This window comes from Sulfuricurvum sp. (assembly GCF_049277495.1).
In the GTDB taxonomy this organism is placed as follows: Bacteria; Campylobacterota; Campylobacteria; order Campylobacterales; family Sulfurimonadaceae; genus Sulfuricurvum.
On the sequence record NZ_JBASYM010000058.1, the window covers coordinates 1 to 24,165 of the forward strand.

At 43.5% G+C, this 24,165-nt stretch carries 33 protein-coding genes; 19 read left to right on the plus strand and 14 right to left on the minus strand.

The genetic code is table 11. From position 1 onward, the window contains the following. A partial coding sequence (locus tag WAO38_RS10300; RefSeq protein WP_422236820.1) for a hypothetical protein occupies positions 1–406 on the plus strand: 406 nt, incomplete at its 5' end. A 7-nt stretch (positions 407–413) separates the two neighbouring features. Here WAO38_RS10300 and WAO38_RS10305 read toward each other — a convergent pair. Beyond that, positions 414–953, minus strand: a complete 540-nt coding sequence (locus WAO38_RS10305; RefSeq protein ID WP_422236822.1) for a YbhB/YbcL family Raf kinase inhibitor-like protein — start codon at positions 951–953, stop codon at positions 414–416. A 94-nt stretch (positions 954–1,047) separates the two neighbouring features. Here WAO38_RS10305 and WAO38_RS10310 point away from each other — a divergent pair, with 94 nt between their 5' ends. Continuing rightward, complete coding sequence (locus WAO38_RS10310; protein WP_422236824.1) at positions 1,048–1,758, plus strand: pirin family protein; 711 nt, start codon at positions 1,048–1,050, stop codon at positions 1,756–1,758. A 4-nt stretch (positions 1,759–1,762) separates the two neighbouring features. Here WAO38_RS10310 and WAO38_RS10315 read toward each other — a convergent pair whose 3' ends face one another. Together WAO38_RS10315 and WAO38_RS10320 are read right to left on the minus strand one after the other, a co-directional pair. Next, complete coding sequence (locus tag WAO38_RS10315; RefSeq protein ID WP_422236826.1) at positions 1,763–2,518, minus strand: arylamine N-acetyltransferase family protein; 756 nt, start codon at positions 2,516–2,518, stop codon at positions 1,763–1,765. Next, positions 2,515–3,054, minus strand: coding sequence for a GNAT family N-acetyltransferase (locus WAO38_RS10320; RefSeq protein ID WP_422236828.1), 540 nt, complete (start codon positions 3,052–3,054; stop codon positions 2,515–2,517). Before WAO38_RS10320 ends, WAO38_RS10315 begins: the two co-directional genes overlap by 4 nt. Positions 3,055–3,119: 65 nt before the next feature. On the opposite strand from WAO38_RS10320, the gene WAO38_RS10325 reads away from it, so the two are divergent. Together WAO38_RS10325 and WAO38_RS10330 are read left to right on the plus strand one after the other, a co-directional pair. Then, entirely contained in the window at positions 3,120–4,013 is an 894-nt protein-coding gene (locus WAO38_RS10325) for a DMT family transporter (RefSeq protein ID WP_422236830.1), read from the plus strand. Continuing rightward, positions 4,010–4,423: a hypothetical protein gene (locus WAO38_RS10330; RefSeq protein ID WP_422236831.1), complete on the plus strand. Its 414-nt coding sequence runs from the start codon at positions 4,010–4,012 to the stop codon at positions 4,421–4,423. The genes WAO38_RS10325 and WAO38_RS10330 overlap by 4 nt, the downstream gene beginning before the upstream one ends. A gap of 446 nt (positions 4,424–4,869) precedes the next feature. Here the strand turns inward: WAO38_RS10330 and WAO38_RS10335 are convergent, their stop codons facing one another. Beyond that, a complete protein-coding gene (locus WAO38_RS10335) occupies positions 4,870–5,277 on the minus strand; it encodes a hypothetical protein (protein ID WP_422236833.1) in 408 nt (135 codons plus the stop codon). Further along, positions 5,270–5,923: an HNH endonuclease signature motif containing protein gene (locus WAO38_RS10340; protein WP_422236834.1), complete on the minus strand. Its 654-nt coding sequence runs from the start codon at positions 5,921–5,923 to the stop codon at positions 5,270–5,272. The genes WAO38_RS10335 and WAO38_RS10340 overlap by 8 nt, the downstream gene beginning before the upstream one ends. A gap of 261 nt (positions 5,924–6,184) precedes the next feature. Between WAO38_RS10340 and WAO38_RS10345 the strand changes: the two genes are divergently transcribed. The 7 genes from WAO38_RS10345 to WAO38_RS10375 all read left to right on the plus strand — a co-directional run bounded on the left by WAO38_RS10345 (position 6,185) and on the right by WAO38_RS10375 (position 10,344). Continuing rightward, positions 6,185–6,763: a transglutaminase-like domain-containing protein gene (locus tag WAO38_RS10345; protein ID WP_422236835.1), complete on the plus strand. Its 579-nt coding sequence runs from the start codon at positions 6,185–6,187 to the stop codon at positions 6,761–6,763. Between the two features lie 32 nt (positions 6,764–6,795). Then, positions 6,796–7,263, plus strand: a complete 468-nt coding sequence (gene ybaK / locus WAO38_RS10350) for a Cys-tRNA(Pro) deacylase (protein WP_422236836.1) — start codon at positions 6,796–6,798, stop codon at positions 7,261–7,263. Between the two features lie 22 nt (positions 7,264–7,285). Beyond that, positions 7,286–7,723 (plus strand): protein tyrosine phosphatase family protein, encoded by a 438-nt coding sequence (locus WAO38_RS10355; RefSeq protein ID WP_422236837.1) that lies wholly within the window; start codon positions 7,286–7,288, stop codon positions 7,721–7,723. A 21-nt stretch (positions 7,724–7,744) separates the two neighbouring features. Continuing rightward, the gene (locus WAO38_RS10360; protein WP_422236839.1) at positions 7,745–8,362 is read left to right on the plus strand and encodes a hypothetical protein; all 618 of its coding nucleotides are present in this window, start codon (positions 7,745–7,747) and stop codon (positions 8,360–8,362) included. A 27-nt stretch (positions 8,363–8,389) separates the two neighbouring features. After that, positions 8,390–9,097, plus strand: a complete 708-nt coding sequence (locus WAO38_RS10365) for a penicillin-binding transpeptidase domain-containing protein (RefSeq protein ID WP_422236840.1) — start codon at positions 8,390–8,392, stop codon at positions 9,095–9,097. 78 nt (positions 9,098–9,175) lie between these two features. Further along, on the plus strand, positions 9,176–9,781 hold the full coding sequence (locus WAO38_RS10370; RefSeq protein ID WP_422236842.1) for a pentapeptide repeat-containing protein: 606 nt from the start codon (positions 9,176–9,178) through the stop codon (positions 9,779–9,781). A 53-nt stretch (positions 9,782–9,834) separates the two neighbouring features. Then, positions 9,835–10,344, plus strand: a complete 510-nt coding sequence (locus tag WAO38_RS10375; RefSeq protein ID WP_422236844.1) for a cytochrome P460 family protein — start codon at positions 9,835–9,837, stop codon at positions 10,342–10,344. Positions 10,345–10,350: 6 nt separating this feature from the next. Here WAO38_RS10375 and WAO38_RS10380 read toward each other — a convergent pair whose 3' ends face one another. Further along, positions 10,351–11,037: a MerR family transcriptional regulator gene (locus tag WAO38_RS10380; protein ID WP_422236846.1), complete on the minus strand. Its 687-nt coding sequence runs from the start codon at positions 11,035–11,037 to the stop codon at positions 10,351–10,353. A gap of 103 nt (positions 11,038–11,140) precedes the next feature. On the opposite strand from WAO38_RS10380, the gene WAO38_RS10385 reads away from it, so the two are divergent. Then, entirely contained in the window at positions 11,141–11,947 is an 807-nt protein-coding gene (locus WAO38_RS10385; RefSeq protein WP_422236848.1) for a peptide deformylase, read from the plus strand. Positions 11,948–11,982: 35 nt separating this feature from the next. After that, entirely contained in the window at positions 11,983–12,513 is a 531-nt protein-coding gene (locus WAO38_RS10390; RefSeq protein WP_422236850.1) for a carboxymuconolactone decarboxylase family protein, read from the plus strand. A 2-nt stretch (positions 12,514–12,515) separates the two neighbouring features. Here WAO38_RS10390 and WAO38_RS10395 read toward each other — a convergent pair whose 3' ends face one another. After that, a complete protein-coding gene (locus WAO38_RS10395; RefSeq protein WP_422236852.1) occupies positions 12,516–12,986 on the minus strand; it encodes a methylated-DNA--[protein]-cysteine S-methyltransferase in 471 nt (156 codons plus the stop codon). 115 nt (positions 12,987–13,101) lie between these two features. On the opposite strand from WAO38_RS10395, the gene WAO38_RS10400 reads away from it, so the two are divergent. Genes WAO38_RS10400 through WAO38_RS10410 form a run of 3 tightly spaced genes read left to right on the plus strand, consistent with a single transcriptional unit; the run spans position 13,102 to position 14,789 of the window. Next, positions 13,102–13,671 (plus strand): DNA-3-methyladenine glycosylase I, encoded by a 570-nt coding sequence (locus WAO38_RS10400; RefSeq protein ID WP_422236854.1) that lies wholly within the window; start codon positions 13,102–13,104, stop codon positions 13,669–13,671. 6 nt (positions 13,672–13,677) lie between these two features. Beyond that, positions 13,678–14,475: an ABC transporter ATP-binding protein gene (locus tag WAO38_RS10405; RefSeq protein ID WP_422236856.1), complete on the plus strand. Its 798-nt coding sequence runs from the start codon at positions 13,678–13,680 to the stop codon at positions 14,473–14,475. 11 nt (positions 14,476–14,486) lie between these two features. Next, positions 14,487–14,789 (plus strand): helix-hairpin-helix domain-containing protein, encoded by a 303-nt coding sequence (locus WAO38_RS10410; protein ID WP_422236858.1) that lies wholly within the window; start codon positions 14,487–14,489, stop codon positions 14,787–14,789. Here WAO38_RS10410 and WAO38_RS10415 read toward each other — a convergent pair. Genes WAO38_RS10415 through WAO38_RS10425 form a run of 3 tightly spaced genes read right to left on the minus strand, consistent with a single transcriptional unit; the run spans position 14,786 to position 17,592 of the window. Then, positions 14,786–15,814: an NADH:flavin oxidoreductase/NADH oxidase gene (locus tag WAO38_RS10415; RefSeq protein WP_422236860.1), complete on the minus strand. Its 1,029-nt coding sequence runs from the start codon at positions 15,812–15,814 to the stop codon at positions 14,786–14,788. The two genes, WAO38_RS10410 and WAO38_RS10415, sit on opposite strands and share 4 nt — an antisense overlap. Before the next feature lie 15 nt (positions 15,815–15,829). Further along, on the minus strand, positions 15,830–16,975 hold the full coding sequence (locus tag WAO38_RS10420; protein ID WP_422236862.1) for an iron-containing alcohol dehydrogenase: 1,146 nt from the start codon (positions 16,973–16,975) through the stop codon (positions 15,830–15,832). Positions 16,976–16,986: 11 nt separating this feature from the next. Next, on the minus strand, positions 16,987–17,592 hold the full coding sequence (locus WAO38_RS10425; protein ID WP_422236864.1) for an NAD(P)H-dependent oxidoreductase: 606 nt from the start codon (positions 17,590–17,592) through the stop codon (positions 16,987–16,989). Between the two features lie 104 nt (positions 17,593–17,696). Here WAO38_RS10425 and WAO38_RS10430 point away from each other — a divergent pair, with 104 nt between their 5' ends. Continuing rightward, the gene (locus WAO38_RS10430; protein ID WP_422236866.1) at positions 17,697–18,059 is read left to right on the plus strand and encodes a winged helix-turn-helix transcriptional regulator; all 363 of its coding nucleotides are present in this window, start codon (positions 17,697–17,699) and stop codon (positions 18,057–18,059) included. On the opposite strand, the gene WAO38_RS10435 is transcribed toward WAO38_RS10430, so the two are convergent. The 3 genes from WAO38_RS10435 to WAO38_RS10445 are packed head-to-tail and all read right to left on the minus strand — an operon-like array spanning position 18,056 to position 21,834. Next, the gene (locus tag WAO38_RS10435; protein ID WP_422236868.1) at positions 18,056–18,985 is read right to left on the minus strand and encodes an LLM class oxidoreductase; all 930 of its coding nucleotides are present in this window, start codon (positions 18,983–18,985) and stop codon (positions 18,056–18,058) included. The two genes, WAO38_RS10430 and WAO38_RS10435, sit on opposite strands and share 4 nt — an antisense overlap. Then, positions 18,969–20,633 (minus strand): amidohydrolase, encoded by a 1,665-nt coding sequence (locus WAO38_RS10440; protein ID WP_422236870.1) that lies wholly within the window; start codon positions 20,631–20,633, stop codon positions 18,969–18,971. Before WAO38_RS10440 ends, WAO38_RS10435 begins: the two co-directional genes overlap by 17 nt. Before the next feature lies 1 nt (position 20,634). After that, complete coding sequence (locus tag WAO38_RS10445) at positions 20,635–21,834, minus strand: iron-containing redox enzyme family protein (RefSeq protein WP_422236872.1); 1,200 nt, start codon at positions 21,832–21,834, stop codon at positions 20,635–20,637. 93 nt (positions 21,835–21,927) lie between these two features. Here WAO38_RS10445 and WAO38_RS10450 point away from each other — a divergent pair, with 93 nt between their 5' ends. Together WAO38_RS10450 and WAO38_RS10455 are read left to right on the plus strand one after the other, a co-directional pair. Then, the gene (locus WAO38_RS10450) at positions 21,928–22,932 is read left to right on the plus strand and encodes a GlxA family transcriptional regulator (protein ID WP_422236874.1); all 1,005 of its coding nucleotides are present in this window, start codon (positions 21,928–21,930) and stop codon (positions 22,930–22,932) included. Between the two features lie 28 nt (positions 22,933–22,960). Continuing rightward, entirely contained in the window at positions 22,961–23,188 is a 228-nt protein-coding gene (locus WAO38_RS10455; protein ID WP_422236876.1) for a DUF2798 domain-containing protein, read from the plus strand. Here WAO38_RS10455 and WAO38_RS10460 read toward each other — a convergent pair. Then, on the minus strand, positions 23,185–24,099 hold the full coding sequence (locus WAO38_RS10460; protein ID WP_422236878.1) for a class I SAM-dependent methyltransferase: 915 nt from the start codon (positions 24,097–24,099) through the stop codon (positions 23,185–23,187). The two genes, WAO38_RS10455 and WAO38_RS10460, sit on opposite strands and share 4 nt — an antisense overlap. Positions 24,100–24,165 lie beyond the last annotated feature (66 nt).

The window sequence follows — 24,165 nt, forward strand, 5'->3', positions numbered from 1 at the left end:
GAATGCAAGCGATACGGAATTGGCCAAATTTAAAACGGATCTGACCTCCAAAGGGGCGGCTCAGTTTCTCAAAGACCTCAATCAGGAGAAGATCGATGCCTTGGTCGAGGAGTATCGACAGAAACTGTTGAAAGATCAGGAAAAGAACCCGGATCAGCCGATGGATATTAACCAGATGGTAAGCGATTTTAAAAAAGAGCTGCTCAAAGAGATCGAAGAGGCACGAAAAGCCGAACAGGAAGCATCTCCCGATCAGAAAACCTCTCTCTCCACAGCGGAAGTCATGACAGCGGTGAAATCGGCCAAAAACAGCGAATCGACATTGCAAAATCCGATTGGATTTTTAGAGCAAATGTTAAATCCAAACGTCGATTTGACGAAAACGAAAGAGAACTGGCTTCTCTAGGACAATCTTATCTTCCGTAGTATGAAACGATGGTCGCTTTGCCGATCGAATGGGAATTGAGCATATATCCTACCAGTGCCGGAGATGCTTTTTCATCCAGTTCGAGATGATCGATATTGAGTGCGTGAACGGTGAACATGTAGCGGTGCGGGCGATCACCTTTGGGCGGGCAGGCCCCGCCGAATCCCGCTTTACCGTAGTCGGTGATACTTTGAGTCGCGTGCACCATCTGTTTTGTAGCAGTGTCACCGAATCCTGACGGAAGTGACGTTACCGATGCAGGGATATTAAAAACGACCCAATGCCACCATCCGCTCCCCGTCGGTGCATCGGGATCATAAACGGTGACGGCGAAGCTCTTGGTTCCCTTAGGGACATCGCTCCAGTGCAGCTCGGGTGAAATGTTTTGACCGTCGCATCCAAATCCCGAAAATTCCTGAGTTTTGGTAAGTTGACCGGAGAGATCGTTGCTGTGCAGGGTGAACCCTCCTGCCGAGAGAGTGAGTGTTCCGGCAATAAGGCCGGTAAGGAGATGGGATAAACGCATAGTTGCTCCTAGAATAATGTCCGATTATTGTAGCATTTTTTATTAATGTAATTGTGCTAGAATCGATTGATTAAAGTTCGTATAAGGAGTGTCCATGAAACTCTCTGTCCATAGAGCCGATGAACGCGGATCCGCGGAGCATGGGTGGCTGCACAGCCGATTCAGTTTCAGTTTTGCCGAATATCATAATCGCGCACGGATGGGTTTCGGTGTACTTCGTGTCATCAATGACGATATCGTAGAGCCCTCTGGCGGTTTTGGGATGCATCCGCACCGTGATATGGAGATTATTACGATTGTGACCAAAGGGTCCCTCGAACACAAAGACTCGGAAGGAAACCACGGAATCATCACGGCAGGACAAATCCAGTATATGTCGGCGGGAAGCGGTGTCCATCATTCCGAATTCAACCCCTCTGCGGATGAAGCCGTTGAACTGTTTCAGATATGGATTCATCCCCAATCGAAGGGGCTCTCTCCGAAGTATGAACAGCGTGATTTCCGCGATCTCGATACTAAAAACCGCTGGGCACTTATCGTCAGCAGTGACGGGAGGGAAGGTTCCATGCCGATACGTCAGGACGCTTCTATCCTGACAGCCCGTTTGGAAACAGGAAATACGCTGGTATGCGAAGCGGTCAAAGCGGGACATGGCAGGCTCTTACTCATTATCGAGGGGGTGGTGCAGACCTGCGGCGATATCCTGATGCGACGTGATGAACTTCAGGTACTTAGCGATGAGCCTTTTGAAATTATGGCCAGTACGGATGCCCATCTGCTCCTATTCGATGTACCGATGGAATAATGGATCAGTTAAAGAGGCTCAACCCGAAATGCTCTTTCGCCGCAGAGGAATAATCGACCGTCATCTCGGTAAGGAGACCGTTCTCGATGATTTTGAGAGTGCTGTCCATGAGAATTTTCCGCCCTTTCGGGGTCTGCATCACGGCAAGCTTTTTCTGGGTGAAGATCGTATCGGAACTTGTCGCATTGAAATAGTTGGCGAGGCTAAACTCGATCCACTCCTGCGGCGTCAGGGCGAAGCCGTATTGCAGTGCCCATTCCCCATTTACAAAAGAGCGAAGTACATACTCCCCATCGCTCAAATCCAGACGAAACCGGTCTCCGTTTTGCTTTGCTTCAATTGCGTCGATAACATGTAGCGGTTCTCTCAACCCATATCCGCCGAAACCCGTATCACACAGATAGTTTTTCCCTTCGATCATCACAATCACGACCATATGGGTCTTAGGACGGCGGGCAGGGTAGAACATCGGACGCGCCCCTGCAAAATACCACTCGAAACCGATCTCGCTGAGTGCCATGGCGAACAATCCGTTCACCTCATAGCAATATCCGCCCCGGGAGTTCGTGAGTATTTTAGTCGTGATATCTTCAAGGACGAGAGAGGGAATTCGGCCTGCTTGGACTTCAGTATTTTCAAACGGGACCGATTGTAGTTGATGGCTCATCAGTTCGGTCAGGGTTGCAAGATCCGGACGGATGTCGCCACGGTAGCCGATACGATCGAAATATTCGGTGAGAGAAAAATTGGATGCGGTCATAAGGGACCTTTCGAAGAGGATAGTTGAGGGATCTTTTTTTCGAGCACGACAAAGCGGAGCGCTTCAACAGAGAGACTCCACAACTCAGAGGTGGGAAACGGCATCTCTATTCCCGTTTCCATATATCCTCTGCGTTTATAATAGTCGATCAGCTCTGTGCGCAGGGTAATTACCTCCATTACGGCAGTATCGATTTCCCATTTATCCAGTGCCTGAAACTCGGCATATGCGAGCAGTCCTTTGCCGATCCCGCTCCCTTGCAAGGTCGGCTCGACGGCAAACAGCCCGAAATGGACGGTATCGCCTTGGCGATGCGCATGGATAGAGGCAATGAGGGTATCTTCCGATTCTGCGATAAGGAACATAGAATCCGGATCATTCAGCAGATAGAGAACTCCTGCTTCATCAATTCGGCGTCCTGATAATAAATCAGCTTCGGTCGTCCATCCCGCACGGGAACTTTCACCGCGATAGGAGCGGTTGATAAGTTCAGTCAGTGCGGGGATGTCGTTGATATGTGCGTTACGGTAAATCATGATATGATTCTATCACAATTGGTACAGTGATTTTTTGTATACTTGATAAGAAAGCTTGACACACGATGGATAATACTAAAAATACAACGAAGTACATCCTATGGATGATCGTTGCGATGCTGTTTTGGGGGTTTGCGTGGACGGCGGGCAAGGTTGCGGCGGAACACTCCAATGCGCAGGTAGCCGCTTTTTGGCGCTATGCGATCTCGTTTATCACGATCATTCCGGTGATCTGGTATCTCAAAACACCGTTGAAAACAGATCGGATCGGTTATTTGTACATGGTTGCCGCAGGTGTATTGACGTCACTGTTCAACTATCTTTTCTTTGCCGGACTTTCGCACGGCCAGGCGGGATACGGCGGTACGATGGTTACGTCGCTCGCTCCGATCATCACCTATATCCTCGCTATCTTATTTTTGGGAACTACCGTTTCGTTCCGACAGTTAGGGGCTCTTTTTATCGGGATTTTGGGAGCGCTGATACTGCTTCGTGTGCCGTTTGAGGGGTTCGCATTTTTAAATGTCGAGAGTTCCTATTTCCTCGGATGCGCCATCGTATGGGCATTGGTCACGGTGATCGCCCAAAAAGCGGCTAAACGGGCTCATCTGATGTTTCATACGGTGGTCGTATTCGGTATTACCGCATTTATCAACATGCTATTCGCCCTGCCGTACCATCCGTTTGATTTTAAGGCCTATGACGACACGTTTTGGATCACGATTTTCTTGATAGGGCTGATCCCCGGAACGTTCAGCACCGCCCTTTATTTCGTCTCGGCGGGAAAAGTGGGGGCGCATCGTACGGGCGTGTATATGTTTATCGTCCCTGTAGGGGCGATCGTTTCGAGCTGGGTCGTATACGGCGAGGCATTGGAACTTTCGACGCTCATCGGGTGTCTGTTGGCATTTGCGGCTGTCATCTTTTTTAATATGAAAAAAGCGAAAGGTGCTACGTGAGTATTTATGCTTTGCAATCTCCAGCAGGCGGGTTTTTGGATGAAGATCTAAATCATTTTAATAAAGTTTTCGATGATTGGTGCGTACAGTTTGATAATTTTGAGGATGCTGCCACCATCGCGAGTACATTGGATAAGAAAAGATATTCTGAGGTCATCGAAATCACTCCTCTGAGCTATCCTAAGTATTTTTTTCATAAGTTACAGGGGATAATACACGCGACACGCGAAGTAGAGGGGAATATTGTCTGTATTGTGGAACCTTTTATGGGATCGAATTTTCGTATAGCGGTTTGTAATTTGGAGACAAAAGCGGTGAAACTGACGGCAACAAAGTATAAAAATACGATGAGCGTCGAAGGTGCATTTGCGAACTTTACGATCAGAGATGACAAAGATTCTGAAATCTAGGTCAAGATCGGGTCAACAATCTGATCTTTATTTTTAAATTTAGTTATAGGTATCACCTGACCCCTTCCTTTTCCTTTGTTTTGGTGAGGGTGTCAAGTGAAATAAGATATATCATCTTTGTCTCGCTCCCAAGCTCCAGCTTGGGAGTGTATATATTAGTTTACATTCCCAACGAGGACGTTGGGAACGAGGAATTTTCTTTTCTTTTTGATATAACTATAAGATTTTCATGTTCCAGTAAAGGTTTTCTTCTGTGTTCTGTTTCAGTAAGAATAGTCAAATCAAAATCGATGGATAACTTTCGTCCCAAGATCAAAAAATCCATAGATAGTTCTGTATGTAGGTTCCCTAAATCTAAAGAATCGTCCTTCACTACTAGTAGTAGGTCACAGTCTGATGGTTTTTCAGTTCGGAAAAATGACCCAAAACCAAAGATGCCAACTATTTCAGTCCTTATTGTATTGATATGATGGATTTCCTTCATCATCTGTGTAGTGAAATTTCCAATATTCATCTTTCCATAAAGCTCCCGTTAATTCTCTTGCATTGTATAAACCTACTTTTTGAGCTAAACATAATGCTTTCGCTTCAGGAGTGTAGCCATTCCAGTTGCCTCCAACTGAAATAAAATTCACTTTTGGAAATTCTTTAAAAACTCGAAGGATAGCCGCTTGACCTAGAGCATATGCATCAAGGCATAACACAGTAATATGTGATCCATCGTTTCGGTCTACTTCAATGACAATGTCATCATGCCGCATTATAGATGACACGTTTCCATGCTGTTTAATTGCGTCTTCCAACCAAGAAATTCTACTAAATGATACGCCCCAAGAATTTTCTCCATTACTCATTTAAAAATACCTCTGCAAATTTTTTTGGGAAATGTGTATAAGAGTCTAACCGATGATAAACATTTTTTTCGTATGATTCTGCATGTAGTCTAAATTCTTCCACTAATTGAATTGTTGAAACATCCTCAATTAAATGCTCATTGGAATCGATTAAGTTAAGGATCTTTCTGTTATTGGGAAGTATCCTATCAACACGTCTCAACTCCCAAATCAAATATGCATTCGAATTTGGATCTTCACTAGCAATAGAACTTAATGGTCCAACGCTATCAAAAACCTTTTTATTGGAGATCAGAAGGCGAGCTACTGCCAATCGTAACTCACCGAAGCTACCGAACTGAACAGTTTTTCCTGCATTACTAATTATGTCCTCTTGTTGCTTTTTCCAGTAATGTAGCATTTCAACTGTGTAAGTGCCTTCAGGAGCTTTATCTATATGTGTGTGGTGAGTTGGACATAAAAGGATTAGATTATCATAAGTATCTGCACCTCCCTCTGGTATGCCTCTGGCAGCAGTAGGTTTATTACCTATAATATGAGCCATTTCACCGACGGCATAATTTCCAGTTTCAATCAATGTTGTAAGGTCTTCGTCACAGTCAGGTTTTGAACACCGACCACCGGCACGACCCCACAAAATTTTCATATCAAGGTTACTAATGCTCAAATATGTATTTCCTCTTCGTAACTATCGATTTATTCTGCAAATATGTTTTTTTTCCAAAAATTTATTAGATATTTGTATCATCCAATCAAAATTTTACATATAGACATATTTTTAAACATTTTACGCTGTTTTTCTTAAAATAATTTCTGTAAACGCTTTAACGGCATACAAAGCGAAAAAAGAGCACAATTCCCCATTATTAGACATAGGACTCCTTATGACTGCTTGGGGGGAAATAATATGGAAGAATTTTTAGCTTCTTCGGAAATCATCGATTATACTCATCCAAACGTTTCCGCAAAAGCCCGTGAACTCGCCGCAGGGTGCAACAGCGATACCGAGATCGCTCGGCAGTGTTTCGAGTTCGTTCGTGACGCAATACGTCATACGGGCGATGCGGGGGAGGGGATCACGACGCTAAAAGCGAGCGAGGTCCTCGAACAGGGGAGCGGGTGGTGCTATGCCAAAAGCCATCTGCTCGCGGCATTGCTCCGTGCAAACAAAATTCCTGCGGCATTGTGTTATCAGCGGCTCAGCTGTTCGGAATATACCCAGGATATTTATTGTCTCCACGGGCTGAACGCTGTTTATCTCAAAGAGTACGGCTGGTATCGACTCGATGCACGGGGGAATAAAGAGGGGGTGGACGCGCAGTTCGATCCGCCGCATGAGAAACTGGCGTTTCAGCTGGGCGAAAAGGAATACGATTTACCGCAACGGTATGAAAAACCGCTGGAAGTCGTCGTAAATGCTTTAAAAGAGCGTAAAAACTATGCTGAAATGATCGGGCATTTTCCGGATATAGAAGACCCCTCTTGAGGACTTATAATTTTATTTGAAAGAATAATCGAATGACCCCAGCCATAAATATCGCCAAAAAAGCAGGCATCGTTTATCAAATCCATACCTATACCCATGATCCCCTATGTGAGTCCTACGGTACGGAAGCTTCGGAAAAATTAGGGATTCCCGCTGAGCGGGTCTTTAAAACGTTAGTTGTTCTCATCGATTCCAAAGTTATGGCGGTTGCGGTGATCCCCGTCTCATCCATGCTCTCGCTGAAACAGATTGCCAAAGCCGCAGGGGGCAAAAAAGCGGAGATGGCTGCGGGAGCCGATGTCGAACGCTCCAGCGGATATATCCTCGGCGGAGTTAGCCCTCTGGGACAAAAAAAGAGGCTCAAAACGTTTATCGATGCGTCAGCGGAAAATTTTACGAGTATCTTTGTGAGTGCAGGGCGCAGAGGGTTGGAGATCGAGCTAAGGGCGAATGATCTTGTAAAGCTTTGTGATGGGAAATTTGCGTTGTTGTGTGGATAAAGATGTATAGGACATTGAAATCATGTTAGAGAATATTTTAAACTATATGCAGGTTATGGAGAACATAGCTTCATCGGGACAGCCTAATGAATCTGAATTCGCCGCAATCGCTAATGCGGGATATGAAGTCATAATTAACTTCGCCATGCCAAATTCGGAAAATGCAATACCCTCTGAAGGTCATTTGGTCACCTCCAACAACATGATATATATTCATATTCCGGTTCCGTTTGATGAGCCTGAACTTTTTCATTTGCAGTCATTCATTAAAATGATGGAAGCATTTGCTGATAAAAAAGTTTGGGTACATTGTGTAAAGAATTATCGAGCATCGGCTTTTTTGTACCATTATTTGCTCTCATCACGAGGTCTTAGCGCTACGGAAGCGCAAAAAGCGATATTTCCATCATGGGAACCGAATGAAATATGGCAACGTTTTATGAAGCTTAATCTGAAATAGAAATAGAGGGAGAAGAATACGATGAATCTGCAAAAACTCAAAGAAGCTGAGACAAGTTTCCTCACATTTTATCCCAAAGGATTTGAAGATGAAGCGCTTCTGCCGATCATTAAACGGCACAATACGGCAAAAATAGGTGAAAGTGTAAGAGAGATGTTCTCACCTGATCGATTTTCACGTACGGAAGAGATAGGTGAGAATTTCGCCAAAATCATCTCTAAATCTTCTCTCATCTCGCTCTTCGAAAAGCCAAAAGTACGAGACATGGTAAAAGCGATGAGTATGGAACAGCAAGATATGTTTGCCATCGGATTGTATGAACTTTTGCATGGTAAAAAAGAGAAAGGATTTGATATCTTGATCGATGTGTTGTCCACCTATAAACTCGCGAAATGGTCTATTATGACAGTGATTCCGTATTATTACGCGAGGGATAAAGCGTTTTTTATTAAACCGACCACGACTAAGGATATCATCAAATTTTTCGATATCGAGGGGCTGACGTATAAGCCCCGCCCGACATACGAATTTTACGAGAGATACACAAAGATACTCGAAGAGATGAAATCGCATGTGTCTCCTTTGATCGGTGAGGATAATGCCGGATTTACCGGATTTTTGATGATGGCGATGAAGTAGGGGGGCACTATGAAGATCTTTTGGATATTGTTCTTATCATTAAAGCTACTTTTTGCATCCGATCCTAATTTCGGTAAATTTGATGGCACAGGAGTTGTGGTTGACCTCAACAGCTCTGAGCGTATTATTTTTGGAAAACATGCTGATGAGAGGTTAAATCCCTGTTCGACATTTAAAATTCTAAACTCGATGATCGCCCTCGACAGCGACGCGGTGCGTGATGAGAACGAGATTCTCAAATGGGACGGTGTAGTACGAACATATCCGGTCTGGAATCGAGATCACTCGATGAGAACGGCGATAGGGGTTTCTTCCGTGTGGTTTTATCAAGAGTTGGCACGTCGTGTTGGGGAGAAGAATATGGGTGAAATGGTGTATAGAGCAGGGTATGGCAACATGGATACTTCCCAAACCCTCACTAATTTTTGGCTTGGGGGTGGAAGTCTCAAAATATCGCCCAATGAGCAAGCGGACTTTCTTGAGAGACTGGTGCGCAATCAATTGCCATTTTCACTCCGTTCGATGACGATTGCGAAAGACATTATGACGTTGGAGAAAAAAGAAGATTATACAATGGCAGGCAAGACGGGCAGCTGCGGCGGGATCGGCTGGTTTGTCGGTTTTGTCGAGGAAGGCAGCAATACGCGTGTTTTTGCTTTTGAAATCAGAGGCGATGGCGCTAGTGGTGCCGAAGCCAAAAAGATTGCATTGCATTATTTAAAAGGAGAAGACTAATGTTTATCATCTCACTCACTTACATTAAACTGCTAGAAGAGGTTGAAACCTCGATGTGTTTTTAAGAAGGATCGGAAAATGGCAGCAGAACGCATCGTCGATAACCTGGACGTTTTTGCAGAGAACTTCGAGGGGATTGACCTGCATGGCAAAAAGATCACCAAAGCGGAATTTGAGGATTGTACCTTTGTCTCGTGCGATTTTAGTGAAACCTTTTTTTATTCCTGCAGATTTGTCGAATGCCGTTTTGAAAACTGCAATCTGAGCCTGATGAAACTGACCAATACGAAAATGAGCGATGTCGATTTTGTCGCATGCAAAATGATCGGGATTGATTGGACGATGGCGGATTGGAAAAGTCTGCTGAATGCCGATCCCTTGCGATTTAGGGAATGTATCCTCAACGACAGCAACTTTTTCGGACTGAGTTTAGAGGGAATGGTAATGAAAGAGTGTCGTGCGAAAGAGGTCGATTTTTGCAACGGAACCTTTCAAAAAGCCGATTTCAGCGGTACCGATTTCAAGGGGGCATTGTTCGCCAATACCCATCTCGAAGACGCCAATTTTACCGAAGCGCAGAATACCGTGATCGATATACGCTCCAACCACCTTAAAGGGGCGATCTTCAGCCGGTATGAGGCACTGTTTTTACTCGAAACGATGGGAATTGTGTTGGTGGATTGAACCGGTGTTTATGAAAGAGTAGTAAGATGGTGTCTATTATCATAGGAGTCCACATGTTACAACGTATCCTCGCATTTTCCACGACTTTTCTTTTCATCTCCTCTCTTTCGGCAGCACCGCTTCCCGATATCAAAATGCCGGATAACGGGTTGTCTTTTCCGATGATCGAAGGGTATCAGGATTATAAGATCGTTGCGACGCATTGGCGTACCGATAAACATGAATTACGGTATGTATTAGCCAACCCGATCGCATATAAGGCATTGGTAGAGAAACAAAAACCGCTTCCGGAAGGGAGCAAAATTGTTAAAATAGGGTGGAGCGTCAAACCGATGGGCAGCTATCCCGATGCACTGGAAGCGGATACGCTTCAGCGGGTCGAGTTTATGGTCAAAGATTCGAAGCACTTTGATCAAAACGGCGATCACTGGGGATATGCCCGGTTTGTTAAAAAGGGGAACAGCTATGTACCCTATGCAAACGGTTCAGCGGAATGTGTTGCCTGCCATGCCTCCGTCGCTCAGGACGATTACCTGTTCTCATCCTTTCAATCGACGTTTTAAGGAATATCAGCCCTTTTTTTCCCGGATCTCTTCTTGCAGAACTTCCATTAGCCCTTGGTGGGTATAACGGCTGAAAAGATAGGATTTGGCATTAAAAAGGGTTTCAAACATAATCTTCCAAAGGGTCGAAAAATTTTCATCGGTCCGTCTTTTGCAGAGTTGTTTTTGCAGTTGGCACTCCAAATCGGCCATTACTTTTGCCTGATCGACATACGTTTTGAGCAGCGTGTACTCCAAACCGATTTCGAGGTAGTCTTCGATCAGACGGATAATGGAGGCTTCTTTGTCGGTAAAATCATCCTTGTTGGTCGGAACCAGAATATTGTCTTCCAGCAGTTGTTCCAACAAGGCGGGTTCGACATCGAAATAATCGATAAACTCCTGTTTGGTATAGTGTTTGGCGGAGGAGGGGATACCGCTCAGTGTCTCCATAAGCGGTGCCAGCATCGAAAAAGAGCTCGCCATCGATTGATTTTTATTTTGCAAAATCCCTTTGATCTGCTCGATGGAACTTCCCATCTCCTGCTGCATGTATTTGATGTATTTGATCAGTTCGACATGCTCTTCGCTGTAGCGGTGGACATTGGATTTGAGCTTTTGGGCTTCGGGAAGCAGCCCCTCTTTGATGTAGTATAAAATCGTGGACTTCGGAACATGGGTGAGCTCTACGAGTTCTGAAATTTTATAATCCATGATTTTCCTTGATTAATACGAATGTAAGAATTATACCTTATAATTCAAAACGTCAAGCGTTGCTTTACACTTTTTGTTTATCTGTCACTATCGAGGTTCTTATATGGTTCAACCGCTGCTCAAATATCCGGATTCGCGCATCCGTCTGATCTCGGCAAACGTCCGTTTTTTTAATGATGAATTACTTCAATGGATCACTGACATGGTCGATACGATGAAGGCAAACGATCTGGATGCGCTGAGTGCGATTATGATCGGTGTCCAGTACAACGTCATCGTGATTAAAAAGGGGGATGAATATCTTCCGTATATCAATGCACGTCTGATCAAATGTACCGGAAATTCGACCCAAACCGAGCGAAGTATCTATTATGAGGGTTTTACCGTAGACGTTGAACGCTTTGAAAACGTAACGGTCATCTATGAAGATGCAAAAGGGGAGCCTCATCATCAGGATCTTTCCGGCGATCCGGCACGTATTTTCCAGCAGCAGCTCGATTACTGTTTCGGAAGTACCTTTGTCGATCGGGTTGACCGTGAGATGAAACAGCGGATCAACGACCATCTCGAATTCGGTCTGGTTGCCGATGGAAGTACCTGCCCGATGGTATTCGTCCGCGATTATTTCAAACGAGGGGCGAAATATGTCATGGGGCTTATCGCCCTGAGCTTTATCATTCCCTTTTTCGCTTCGGAGGAAGTGCGTACGTTGATCTATCGGATCGATATTTATCTACTCCTTGCCGTACCGGTATTGATGATCGCCTACTTTTTCTATGCCCTTTATGAATCCAGACTCTATAAACAGTGCACGAGCTGTCAGATCGGCAATATTATCGGCACGAGCGCGATTATGGCAACGCAGCTGCTGATCGTCAGTCTCGGTGTATTTTTCTGGGTTGCACCGTAACTCACCCCTGTTTCAACCACATAAAAAGGAAAACAATGGCACATATAGCATTACCTGAATTTGAAGAGATGTCTCCCGCAATTCAGGAGAAAGCCCGCCCGATTTTAGAAAAAACGGGAAAACTGGGGGAAATATTCAAACTGTTGGCATTGGATGAGAAGATCTATTTTGCAACGGACGGGATGATTCAGCGATTTTTGCTGGATGAGACGACGCTTTCGTATGATATTAAAGAGTCTATCGCCCTGTTGATCTCAAAAGAGAACGGCTGTAAAATGTGTGTCGATGTCCACAAATCGATTGCAAAAATGCTTGGACTTTCCGAACAGCGGATCGAAGAGGTACTGGAGGGGGTTGACGCTATTTCGACGAGTGACGCCGAAAAAGCGCTGTTGAACTTCTGTATCAAAGCCTCCAAGAAAGAGAACTATAAAATCCTCAAAGAAGAGATCGATGCGCTTAAAGCGTTAGGATACACCGATGTCCAAATCGTTGAAGCGGTCGCGATCACCGGGTATTTCAACTACATCAATACGCTCTCGAATGTATTTGCTCTGGGGCAATAGCCCTAGAGGTACGGATTATCTTTCTCTAACGCCAGCAAAAATACTTTTTTCTCTATCCCCCCGCTGTATCCTCCGAGACCTCCGCCTGTCGCGATAACACGGTGGCAGGGGATTAAAATAGCGATGGGATTGCGTCCGTTGGCATTGGCTACGGCACGAACGGCTTTGGGGTTTCCGAAGCGTTTGGCTTCTGCGGCATAGGAGAGGGTTTCACCATAGGGAATCTTACGGAGTGTCTCCCAAACTTCTTTTTGAAACATTGTTCCGTGCGGATTGAGAGGGAGTGTAAAAACGGTTCTTTTTCCCGAAAAATATTCTTCTAATTCGTTTGAGAGCTGAAGGAGCAGGGGATGCCCGGAAGGCTCAATATCAAGTGCATCATCAGCAAAATCGAGAACTGTGATGGCTTCACCGTCCGTTACGGCGATCAATGTACCGATTGGGGTCTCTATCAAGCGTTCATACTGTTTCATACTAAAATTATAGTGTGTTTAAAGATGCTGATGACATGTATTTCATCGTGTCATACAAATACACGGTTGAATGACTTATGCTATGATAGTTCCAATTAAAAAAGTGGAGAACGTCATGTCTGTTTCACGCTGCGGATGGGTCAAACTGAGTGATCCGGTATATGTCGCTTATCATGACGATGAATGGGGACGGGCGTTGCACGATGAGCGTGCCCTTTTTGAACTTTTTTCTCTGGAAACGCAATCAGCAGGACTCAGCTGGCTGACCATTCTCAAAAAACGTGAAGGGTATCGCGAAGCATTTGAGGGATTTGATCTGAACAAAGTGGCGCACTATGGCGAGGCAGACATTGATCGTATACTCAACAGCGGACTGGTGGTAAAAAGCCGTCCCAAAATCGAATCGATTATCACGAATGCACGAGGATTTTTAGAGATTCAAAAAGAGTACGGTTCCTTGGATGCGTATTTTTGGGGAAAAGTGGGCGGAAAAGCGATCATTAACGATGTCGCCGATTACAAAGAGGCGGCGTGTACCTCAGATATTTCCGATACCATTACAAAAGAGCTCAAAAAACGGGGATTTAAATTTATCGGAACGACCACCGTTTATGCATTTATACAGGCGTGCGGGATGGTCGACGATCATGAAAACAGCTGTATGTGCAAACAAAGAAGGAAATAATTTTAAATGAATTCGATCGTATTATTCGACAATGTCCAACTCACCTACACCGAAACGCCGGTTCTGAAAAATATTTCGCTTCGGATCGAGGAGGGAGAACACTGCGTTATCCTTGGAGCCAACGGTTCGGGGAAATCGAGTCTTATCAAACTGATTAATTGCGAACTTTATCCATCGTATATTAATGAGCCGTTTCGACGGGAAATACTGGGTAACGAGCGATGGGTCGTCACTGAACTGCGCAAACATTTAGGGGTTGTCACGAACGATCTGCACACCCGCTTTGCATTCGAGAGCGGCTGTCTCAGCGGGTTTGAAACGGTACTGAGCGGTTTTTTCGGAACGATCGGATTGTTTGATCATTTGGAAGTGACTGCTGAGCAGATTGAAGCGGCCGGACGTGCATTTGAGCGGTTGGGTATCGAACACCTGAGAGAAAAACGTTTGAGCGAGATGTCTACAGGAGAATTGCGTAAATGTATCGTAGCCCGTGCTCTGGTACATCCGGTCAAAGCGATTTTGCTGGATGAGCCTACGGTCGGATTGGATATCAAAGCACAGCTCGATTTTATTGAGATGATGCGCTCCCTGGCTAAGAGCGGTACGACTGTTATTTTAGTGACCCACCATATTGAAGAGGTCTTTGAAGAGATACAAAAAGTAGTGTTGATCAAAGAAGGGATACTCTATGCGCAGGGAAATAAGGATGAGGTATTGAACAGTGACAACCTGTCGGAAGTTTTTAACATACCTCTGGAAATACACAAAGAACAGGGACGCTATTCAATACGTCCGAAGGTCTAAGGAGTCCAGGAATGAATCCGGCAAAAGTTATACGTGAAAAGGTCGAAAAGCTGACCGATCTTCCCAATGTCGGCAAAACGGTTGCCGCCGATTTTGCACGTATCGGTATAACCACTCCAGATCAGCTTCGCGGAGAGGATCCGTATGATCTGTATGTCCGATTTTGCACAGCGTTTGGCGAACGGCAAGACCCGTGTATGCTTGACGTGCTGATGTCGATTACCGATTTTATGGATGGCGGAGAACCGCGAGTCTGGTGGGATTACACGCCTGAGCGCAAGATACGCTACGGAAATAAAATCGCCGTCAGTTAAAACCCTCGTCGAAAGGATGCAGGGATTTTATCTGTCTCCTGAAATTCTTTGGCGGCTGTGAGAGCAAGATTCGGATTGCGTAATAATTCCCGTCCATACGCGACGAAATCGCATACTCCCCCTATCAGTAATGCTTCGCCTTCAGCAGGTGTCGTAATGAGTCCTACGGCGATGGTAGGAATCGATCCTTCGTTTCGTATCCGTTTGGCATAATCGGCTTGATATAAAGGGACGAACAACGGCTGCGTCTGGGTGAGTGCCTGGTTCCCTCCGGCAGAGACATGAATGATATCGGCCCCCGCTGTTTTCAACGCTTTGGAAAGGGCGATAGAATCTTCGATATTCCAGCCGTCTTCCATCCATTCGTCTGCCGAAATGCGGACAATCACCGGAAGATTGATGGCCTCTTTCACCGCTTTGGTCACTTCGACCAGCAAGCGGCATCGGTTTTCCAGCGTTCCGCCGTAAAGATCGCTGCGTTGATTGCTCAGCGGCGAGAGAAATTCGCACAACAGATAGCCGTGCGCTCCGTGAATCTCGACCATATCGTAGCCCGCTTCTTTGGCACGCAATGCGGCACGGACAAACGAATCTTTGATATTTTTGATCTCATCGAGTGGAAGTGCTGAGGGAAGACGATAGGGTGCATCGCTGCAAAAGGCAATGGCACTCGGAGCGACGGGGATTTCGGATTCACACTCGCATTTTCGTCCGGCATGTGCCAGTTGCAGCGCAATTTTGGCACCGTTATCATGGCATATTGCCGTTATTTCACGATGGCCGGCAATCTGGTCGTCTGACCATATTCCCAAATCATTTTCACTGATCCGTCCCCGCGATTCGACCGCAGTTGCTTCGACAATGATCAATCCGACGCCTCCGAGTGCTTTGGACCCGTAATGGAGCGTGTGAAATGCATTGGGATGGCCGTCTGTTTCTGCGTGGTACATACACATGGGCGGCATGACGATACGGTTTTTCAGCGTTACATTGCCGATCGTACCCTCTTGAAGTAATAAACTCATGATTTTCCTTCGAATTTAAGCGTTTTGGAGTATGGTGGCGATTGTCTGAGAAGAGTATTCTTCTCCCATTCCCCATAATACCGCTAGCCCATGTGCATTTTCGGCAATGTCGCCGATGCGCTCACGCGAAATATTGGCCGCTGCTAAGGAAACCGGTGCACCGATAGAGTCAAACCAGTTTTCCAGGGCCGCGATTCCCTCATCCGCAGTATTCAGTCCGAAAACTTCTTGGGCGAAGCGTTCAAACTGAGCCGGATTTTGCCCTTTGTACCATTTCATCCATGCCGGAATGACAATGGCTAAACCTGCACCGTGGGCGATGTTAAAGAGGGCGGAGAGGGCATGTTCGATCATATGGTTAGGGAAACTTCCGCCGCCCGTTCCTGAATTGGTCAAGCCGTTGAGTGCCTGAGTGGAAGCCCATGCAAACTCGGCACGCGCGTCGTAATTCAACGGATCTTTGAGGAGGGTTTCGGTTGTTTCGATGACCGTTTTGATGATGGATTCGACAAGCCGGGACTGAAAATGGGGATGATCATCGGCGGTAAAATAGACTTCGATCGTATGGGCGATGATATCGGTTGCCGAATAGGCGAGATACTCAGGGGTAACCGTCATCATCAGTTCGGGGTTGATGATCGAGATTTTAGGATTGACCAGCACGGAGGATATCGAATATTTTTGTTTGGTTACGTCGTTCATCACTACCGAGTTTCCGTTCATCTCACTGGCGGTTGCTGCGAGGGTCATGACGGCATAGACAGGGAGGGCGGCGGTGATAGAAGCTTTCTGGATGAAAAAATCCCATACATCCCCCTCATACAGTGCTCCTGCCGCGATCGCTTTGGCAGAATCGACGACCGATCCGCCCCCGACGCCGAGAACGGCCTGCAGATTATGCGATTTTACCAGATCGATCCCATCCTGGACGCGGGAGAGGAGAGGATTGCTCACCACGCCGTCCAGCTCTTCAAAAGCGATTCCGGCTGTTGTGAGACTTTGGATGACTCTGTCATATAAACCGTTTTGTTTGATCGAACCGGTTCCGTAGACGAGGAGAAGACGTGTGATTCCCTGTTCGGCGATCATTTTTCCGATATTGTTTTCTTTATCGCGTCCGAATTCGATACGGGTCGGGTTGTAGTAAGTAAATGCTTGCATAGGTTGCCTTTTTAGATGTAGGTTACGATATCACTGAGTTCTGAGCGGTGGAGCTGCGGTTGTTCTTTGACGCGATACCCGAAAGGAATCAGTACGGGAATACCGTAGGTCTCGGTATCAATTCCCATAATTTTCTCAACCGCATCACGGTCAAACCCTTCTATCGGACAGGAATCGATTCCGATGGAAGCACCGGCCGTCATCATATTGGCTGCGGCGATATAAACCTGACGGGATGACCAGCAATCTAATTTCTCATCACTGTACGGGTCAATCCAGTTTGCATAGAGTTGTCGAAGCGGTTCCGGAAAATGGAAATGATCAAATTGGTTTTGAATATAGGTGTCAGTGCTTCGAACCTTTTTTTTGTATCCGATCGCAATCAGTTCGGACGCAGTCGTAATTTGGGGCTGATTCCAGGCTACCGCTTTGATCGCTTCGCGCATCGCAGTATCGCGGATAACAAAAAACTGCCATTGCTCCATCCCGAACGAACTGGGACTGAGACGTCCCGCTTCGAGGATAAAAGTCAAATCTTCATTACTCATAGGTTTGGTAGTATCGAACAGTTTGCACGCATGGCGGAAGTGCATCGCTTTGTCAAAATCGTTTCGCATTGTAGAATCCTTTAGGAAGTTGTCAGGAGAGATTCTATAGTATACGGTAAATAAAATCAAGAACATACTAAAAAGTACCATACATACTAAAAGGTAACTATAAAATGATTCAATCTCCGTTTAATTGCCATTTTGAACTGACTCTCGAACTGATCGGCGGAAAATGGAAAGGGCTTATTTTATGGCATTTGCATGAAAAAAAAGTGCTTCGCAACGGAGAGATGCTTCGTCTAATGCCCCGCATTACCCAAAAAATGCTGACGCAGCAGCTGCGTGAGATGGAGGAAAACGGGCTGATCAAACGTGTGGTTTATGAACAGGTTCCACCGAAAGTGGAATACAGCCTCACACCGCACGGAGAGGCGATCCGTCCCATACTTGCGATGATGATCGATTGGGGCGTGGAGTATGCTCGGGATAACAATATCGTGATTGCATGCAGCAGTCATACCGTGAAAAAGGTTTAGAGATAAGGCAAAACTTCTTTACCTAATTGCTCCATAACCTCACTGGCAGGACGTTTCGATAATTTGAGATAAAAAATAATGTGATTGACTCCTATCCTTTTTATTTGATGGAGATAATCAATCAGGTGATGTTTTCCGGCAGAAAATCCTAAATGAATCGGTAAAGCCTTAGCATCATTATCTTCTTTTAAATCCAACATCAAGCCTTGTGTGTAGGGTTTGAATCCAAAAGGATTAGTGAGCTTTCTCCAAAGATTTATACTCTCTTGAAGTTTTAATAATGGTCGAGGAAAATTAATCCAACCGTCGCTATTTTTTGCAATCCATTCAAGTGATTGCTGGGCATAACCTGTTGTCATAATTGAGATAGTATTTTCATAAGGTTTTGGGAGCATATCACTGTTTGTCATAACACCTAGTGGATTATGAATTACAGGAAAATGTGCAGATTGTAAAGACTTCATATAGAGAATACTATCTCTAAAACGTTCTTCTCTACTTGCGTACGGTATATTAAATGCTGGAAACTCTAATGGTCTATCTCCTGCGGCAACCCCTAAAATTACTCTCCCGCTTGAGAGTACATCTACAGAGGTAGCTGCTTTGAGTATATCTATCGGATGATGCAGTGGTAAAACCATACTTCCTGTTGCCAATGCAATTTCTGTTGTTTTAGAAGCAATATAGCTCATATAAACAAATGGATCAAATATTTGTCCTACATCACCAAAATTTGGATCTCTAAGAGGAATATCTCTAAACCATAATGCCTTAAATCCAAGTTCTTCTGCTCGGATAGCCAAATCGATTTGGCTATCCATAACCGGAACATCTTTCGCGAATGCTTCAATAGGCATAAATAAGCCACTTGTTAAGATATTTTGTTGATATACGGAGCGATATGCTCTATTAAATTGATTTTTCATAAACGATTTTTCCATTCATTATTGTAGTGTTGACTTGTATGGTGTGTATTTCTTTAGCATTACTTTTAAATGGATTTCGGTTTAAAATAATAAAGTCCGCTTTTTTACCAATTTCTAAAGAACCGAGATTTTTTTCCTGATGCAATTGATAGGCAGCATTGAGCGTATAGGTTTTAATCATTTGGGTTAAGCTTAATCGCTCTTTTGGATCAGGTAAGATTGTTGCATTGTTTAGAGAATTTATTTTTTCTCTTGTCATTCCGATCTCCATACCATAAAACGGGCTACACTGATTCAAATCATTGTTGCATGCCGGAAAATCACTGGAAGAAGATACGACAACATTATTTTTGAAAAATGTGTTGTATCGTGCAAGTTTATTTTCCCATTTGTCGCCATAAAGCATATACCGATAAGCGTAGTAACCATCACCCTGAGCATTAAAAGGTTGAATATTTGCTATCACATTTAGCTCTTTAAAACGTTTGAAATCACTATCTCGTACCATATTGACATGAGCGAGTGTAAAACGACTATAAGTGTCCCTGTTATTTTTTTTTGCATATTCGATTGCGTCCAATGCACTGTGAACGCTCTCATCCGCACTTGCATGGATCATCGCATCGATATTATGGTGCATCAGATTCAGAAAATATGGTTTTAGTTGTTCTGTATCAAATTGCATTGCAAAATGGTCATCATCAGAGTTGTCATTAGAAAACTTGACACTGTTAATGGTGAGCAGTTCGGTATTGTATTTTTTTTGATAAAGAATAAACGTCTTCGCGGTATCTTTGGCATCTTGAGATGAAAGAACAAAATGGGAAGCAAAATATCGCAGAGGCAAAGCGTTTTCTTTCTCAAGTTGTTGTAACGCTTCAAACGATTTAGTTTCGACTGCAGGAGCACCTGCATCGAACAGAGAAGTGATCCCCTGTGCAGAAAGCTTCGGAAGATAATTTTTTAGTGAAGAGTAAAAGGAGGATCGATTTCCAATATCCATGGTTGATAGATGTGGCCAAAAAGCACATCCTTCGACCAAAAAACCGGTAGGATTGCCTTTATCATCACGAACATAGAAATGGATACCCGGTTGTGGATCGGGAGTCTCTTTCGTTATTTTCAGTATTGCGAGTGCTTTAGAATTGACCCATGCACTGTGTCCGTTATTCGAGATTAAAAACACCGGTTTGTCGGAAATTACAGTATCCAGTTGTGCGGCAGTTGGCCCATTTGCTCCAAAGGTGTAGGGGAAAAAACCAAATCCGGTTATAACTGAAACATCGGGATGCGTATCAGCATAAGTCCTGATTTGATTCAGTATTGCTTGCTTTCCCTTAACCTTCAACAGATTAATGCCTTCACTCAGTAAAATGGAGGCTATTGCTATATGAGTATGGGCATCGATAATCCCAGGCATCACAAATGAATAATTTAAATCGATTATCTCGGAATCGTTATTTTTAAATCTAAGTGCTTGTTTAGAATTACCAACATATTTAATAATATTATTGTCCACAACTATAGCTTCTGCCCAAGCTTGTTTATCGTTAACGGTATAGATTGTACCGTTGATGAAAATGGTATTACTAAATGCGCTTATCGGCACAAAAAATGTGCTGATAAATAGTGCTATAAACTTAAACATTTTATGCCGATTGCATAGTGGATAATGTGCCTAAAATTTTATTTTGTATTTGTAAATCTTCAAATGAACCGTGATGATGAAGCTGTTTATAGTGTCCATTTTCTTTCACAAATAAACGTGAAGTTCTAAAACCGACATTTACTGTTTCATTTCCTATTTTCATAACGCCTCGTTCTCTTCCCACTGCTTGAAACCCGTTATCCATCAATGTTAAATGTACATCGTAATACTCTACATCTATATCAATTGGTGAATCAAAGAGTTCATTATGCGCTGATATAATTGATTCATGAGTACGGACAATCCCACCCAGTGGATTTGTAAAAGCTGCAGACTTCTCTTTACTCCAATTATTTTTCATTAATTGAATGTCTGCATTGTTGAGTGCTCGGTAATATTCACTCAAAACTTTTACTTCTGGTGAAAGATTGCCGATTTCCTTTCCTGTAATTACAAGATTATTAGAATATTCAGAATCACATATTTTTTCAAGTTCATCCCAAATAATTGCACGAATATTTAGAGAATCTTTCACTGATTGTGCAATTTCAGCATGTTCTTCAAAGATTGTATTCATACTTAAAACTGTTGTTGCATCGTCGCTATGAACCTGATCACGTTCACCATGGCGTCCCCAAAATTCAAGGTTAACATCTTTGCCGAAACAAGCTTTGGTACCATCAACTAAGTAAGGAAAATTATTTGGAATAGTAAGTTCTCCCCCGTATCCAAGCCATGCACAACCTACTGCAAATGATTTATTTGCTACAGCATCATAAATTGCATCATTTAAGATACGAATTGATGAAATTGTTGCTGTGTTATCAAGATCATATTTAGAGACACCAATAGAATCAAGCATTTTAAGATATAACATTGGATGGCAACTGTTAATGTCACGACCCCCCATTTCTTCGTACAAATTATCCATTAACATGAATCGACTTTTAATATCTGGAGCATTACCCATTAATTTACAGATTGCTGCAGTAAAAGGCATAACAATTTTTCCAAATTGCATAAGTACAAATGTTACTCCTTCCCGATTATATTCATTGTTAGCCAGTTTACATAAAAATGGGTGATCAAATACAGCATGATCACTTACTTCTTTTTCCAATAATGACAAGAAATTGTTATTCGCAATGAATACGTCACTTCTTAATTCTTTTGCCGTGTAGGGACTTTCTAAATACTCCACGTTTGATCCTTATGTGATTTAATTTTGATGTTGAATTATGTAGTATAATATTATTTTGAACAAGTGGTAAAACTGCCAAAAATAATGCTAAAAATGACAATTGGGTTAATAATGAAATTTAATAGTAATATAGATAATAATAATATAGATATTAGAGTTGCAATAATAAATATTGATAATTCATTATCTTCTGCAATACTTGGCATGATAGATATATTTTCGATAGCAAATTTATTTTGTGGTGGAAAAAAGATTGATGTATCAATCGTACATACAAAAGATAATATCAAATCTTTTAATACTCACGCTAAGTTAGAAAGTAATGAAGTGGATAAAAAAGGGAATTACCATATTGTTATTATTCCGCCGATTGTAGATATTGAATTTAGTATGGAAAAAGATGAACAATTATCAAACTGGTTATATCAAATGGTTCAAGAAGGAAATCACATTTGTTCAGTTTGTGCAGGTGCTTATATACTTGCACAGGCCGGATTGCTAAATGGAAAAAAGGCTACGACTCACTGGTTATTAGAATCAAAATTTCAAAAAGAATTTCCGTTAATAGATGTAGATATAGACAAAATAATTATTGAAGATGGGCATATAATTACGACTGGCGGAGTCAGTACATATATTGATTTATGTTTGTACATAATACGGAAGTTTATTTCTCCAGATGTAGCTCAAAGTTGTGCTAATTATTTAGTTGTTGACACAGGCCGAATGTCACAAAAACCTTATAAAGATTTAACAATTTTGGCAAATCACAATGATGAAGATATTAAATGTTTAATGCATTGGATAGAAGAACATTACCAGAAAAAAATATCAATCACTCAAATGGCAAAACAAATTTCAATAAGTACTAGAACATTAATTCGCCGATTTAAAAAGGCGACTGGGGAATTGCCGAATAATTATATACAAAAAATTCGAGTTCAAAAAGCTAAAGAATTTTTGATTAATACCAATGATAGTTTTGAAATTATTACATACAATATTGGATATGACAATGCCTCAACATTTAGGCGCTTATTTAAGGATATGACCGGTTTAAATCCTAGTGAGTATAGACGTTCTTTTATGCTAAAGTAGTTTTCAATAATTTTTCTAGGAGAAGTATATGGTTTCCGTTAAATACCTCCATCAGGTACAAGCCGCATTGCTTTCGGGTTTTATGAGCTTTATCATGTCGGGAGCAATCACATTTATCAATCTTGGATGGGTCGATCATTTTATCGCTATATGGATACATGCATGGCTGGTGGCGTATGCGATTGCATTTCCGACGATACTTTTGGTATTTCCGTTTGCCCGTAAACTGGCGATGAAGATTGCGGCGAGACCTTAAGCGTCTCGTTTAAATATCAGATTTTTAAGACTTCGTTCATCCTCAATTTCGGGGAAGCTCTCCAAATTCTCTAATCTCTCGACATACTGAAACTCCGGAGCATTGTCACGAAAAAGGGTTTGGATAAACTCTGTTCCCAGTTCGGGAGCATTGAGTGCTGATAATACCGTGCATTCTTCTGCCGCAAACTCATGCAGACGGCGTATGATCTTTTCGTAATCGCTTGTTGCGGCAAAAGAGCCTTTTTGAAAGCTCGGAGGATCGATAATGATCAGGTCATACGGTCCCGCTTTACGGATACGGCTCCACGATTTGAGAATATTGTAGGGCATAAACTCCGCTTTTTTGGTATCCAGGGCATTGAGGCGGTGGTTTTCTCTCCCCATCGAGAGGACATTTTTGTTCATATCGACGTTGACGACGGATGCGGCACCTCCAGCTATGGCGGCTACGGAGAAAGCGCAGGTATAGGAGAAGAGGTTTAAGACCTTTTTCCCGTTTGCGTGGTCACGAACAAATTCCCGTCCGAGTTTCATGTCGGGGAAGAATCCGATGTTTTGGGCATTGAGGAAGTTGATATGGTATTTGAGGGTGTTCTCTATCGCAAAGCACTGCGCCGGGAGCTCTCCCGCGACCACAGCCGAGGGGGATGAGGGGAGATAGCGCTGCTGGATGACCAATGCATCCCATTTCGCCTCAGCGTCAAAGAAATCACGCAACATCGAGACAATCGCATCTTCTTCCGCATCCGCGTCAAACAAAACGGCAAAGAGGACTTTATCGACACTGTCGACGGTGAGAAACCGGTATCCGCCATAGGTATTTCCCCGCCCGTGAAAGATTCGGGTGTACTCTTCGGTTACGGCAGTGGCATTCGTATGTAAGAGGTGCTGTAATTCGTCTAGGTTCATTCATAGTTCTTTGATAAAAGTGGTGAAAGTATAGCAGAGGAATTTTCACAGAATGGGAATATGGAG

What these genes read in the sequence shown, in the direction of transcription:
- WAO38_RS10305 (WP_422236822.1), bottom strand. Translation starts at nt 953, where the DNA reads ATGCGTTTATCCCATCTCCTTACCGGCCTTATTGCCGGAACACTCACT.
- WAO38_RS10310 (WP_422236824.1), top strand. Translation starts at nt 1,048, where the DNA reads ATGAAACTCTCTGTCCATAGAGCCGATGAACGCGGATCCGCGGAGCAT.
- WAO38_RS10315 (WP_422236826.1), bottom strand. Translation starts at nt 2,518, where the DNA reads ATGACCGCATCCAATTTTTCTCTCACCGAATATTTCGATCGTATCGGC.
- WAO38_RS10320 (WP_422236828.1), bottom strand. Translation starts at nt 3,054, where the DNA reads ATGATTTACCGTAACGCACATATCAACGACATCCCCGCACTGACTGAA.
- WAO38_RS10325 (WP_422236830.1), top strand. Translation starts at nt 3,120, where the DNA reads ATGGATAATACTAAAAATACAACGAAGTACATCCTATGGATGATCGTT.
- WAO38_RS10335 (WP_422236833.1), bottom strand. Translation starts at nt 5,277, where the DNA reads ATGAGTAATGGAGAAAATTCTTGGGGCGTATCATTTAGTAGAATTTCT.
- WAO38_RS10340 (WP_422236834.1), bottom strand. Translation starts at nt 5,923, where the DNA reads ATGAAAATTTTGTGGGGTCGTGCCGGTGGTCGGTGTTCAAAACCTGAC.
- WAO38_RS10345 (WP_422236835.1), top strand. Translation starts at nt 6,185, where the DNA reads ATGGAAGAATTTTTAGCTTCTTCGGAAATCATCGATTATACTCATCCA.
- ybaK (WP_422236836.1), top strand. Translation starts at nt 6,796, where the DNA reads ATGACCCCAGCCATAAATATCGCCAAAAAAGCAGGCATCGTTTATCAA.
- WAO38_RS10355 (WP_422236837.1), top strand. Translation starts at nt 7,286, where the DNA reads ATGTTAGAGAATATTTTAAACTATATGCAGGTTATGGAGAACATAGCT.
- WAO38_RS10360 (WP_422236839.1), top strand. Translation starts at nt 7,745, where the DNA reads ATGAATCTGCAAAAACTCAAAGAAGCTGAGACAAGTTTCCTCACATTT.
- WAO38_RS10370 (WP_422236842.1), top strand. Translation starts at nt 9,176, where the DNA reads ATGGCAGCAGAACGCATCGTCGATAACCTGGACGTTTTTGCAGAGAAC.
- WAO38_RS10375 (WP_422236844.1), top strand. Translation starts at nt 9,835, where the DNA reads ATGTTACAACGTATCCTCGCATTTTCCACGACTTTTCTTTTCATCTCC.
- WAO38_RS10380 (WP_422236846.1), bottom strand. Translation starts at nt 11,037, where the DNA reads ATGGATTATAAAATTTCAGAACTCGTAGAGCTCACCCATGTTCCGAAG.
- WAO38_RS10385 (WP_422236848.1), top strand. Translation starts at nt 11,141, where the DNA reads ATGGTTCAACCGCTGCTCAAATATCCGGATTCGCGCATCCGTCTGATC.
- WAO38_RS10390 (WP_422236850.1), top strand. Translation starts at nt 11,983, where the DNA reads ATGGCACATATAGCATTACCTGAATTTGAAGAGATGTCTCCCGCAATT.
- WAO38_RS10395 (WP_422236852.1), bottom strand. Translation starts at nt 12,986, where the DNA reads ATGAAACAGTATGAACGCTTGATAGAGACCCCAATCGGTACATTGATC.
- WAO38_RS10400 (WP_422236854.1), top strand. Translation starts at nt 13,102, where the DNA reads ATGTCTGTTTCACGCTGCGGATGGGTCAAACTGAGTGATCCGGTATAT.
- WAO38_RS10405 (WP_422236856.1), top strand. Translation starts at nt 13,678, where the DNA reads ATGAATTCGATCGTATTATTCGACAATGTCCAACTCACCTACACCGAA.
- WAO38_RS10410 (WP_422236858.1), top strand. Translation starts at nt 14,487, where the DNA reads ATGAATCCGGCAAAAGTTATACGTGAAAAGGTCGAAAAGCTGACCGAT.
- WAO38_RS10415 (WP_422236860.1), bottom strand. Translation starts at nt 15,814, where the DNA reads ATGAGTTTATTACTTCAAGAGGGTACGATCGGCAATGTAACGCTGAAA.
- WAO38_RS10420 (WP_422236862.1), bottom strand. Translation starts at nt 16,975, where the DNA reads ATGCAAGCATTTACTTACTACAACCCGACCCGTATCGAATTCGGACGC.
- WAO38_RS10425 (WP_422236864.1), bottom strand. Translation starts at nt 17,592, where the DNA reads ATGCGAAACGATTTTGACAAAGCGATGCACTTCCGCCATGCGTGCAAA.
- WAO38_RS10430 (WP_422236866.1), top strand. Translation starts at nt 17,697, where the DNA reads ATGATTCAATCTCCGTTTAATTGCCATTTTGAACTGACTCTCGAACTG.
- WAO38_RS10435 (WP_422236868.1), bottom strand. Translation starts at nt 18,985, where the DNA reads ATGAAAAATCAATTTAATAGAGCATATCGCTCCGTATATCAACAAAAT.
- WAO38_RS10440 (WP_422236870.1), bottom strand. Translation starts at nt 20,633, where the DNA reads ATGTTTAAGTTTATAGCACTATTTATCAGCACATTTTTTGTGCCGATA.
- WAO38_RS10450 (WP_422236874.1), top strand. Translation starts at nt 21,928, where the DNA reads ATGACAATTGGGTTAATAATGAAATTTAATAGTAATATAGATAATAAT.
- WAO38_RS10455 (WP_422236876.1), top strand. Translation starts at nt 22,961, where the DNA reads ATGGTTTCCGTTAAATACCTCCATCAGGTACAAGCCGCATTGCTTTCG.
- WAO38_RS10460 (WP_422236878.1), bottom strand. Translation starts at nt 24,099, where the DNA reads ATGAACCTAGACGAATTACAGCACCTCTTACATACGAATGCCACTGCC.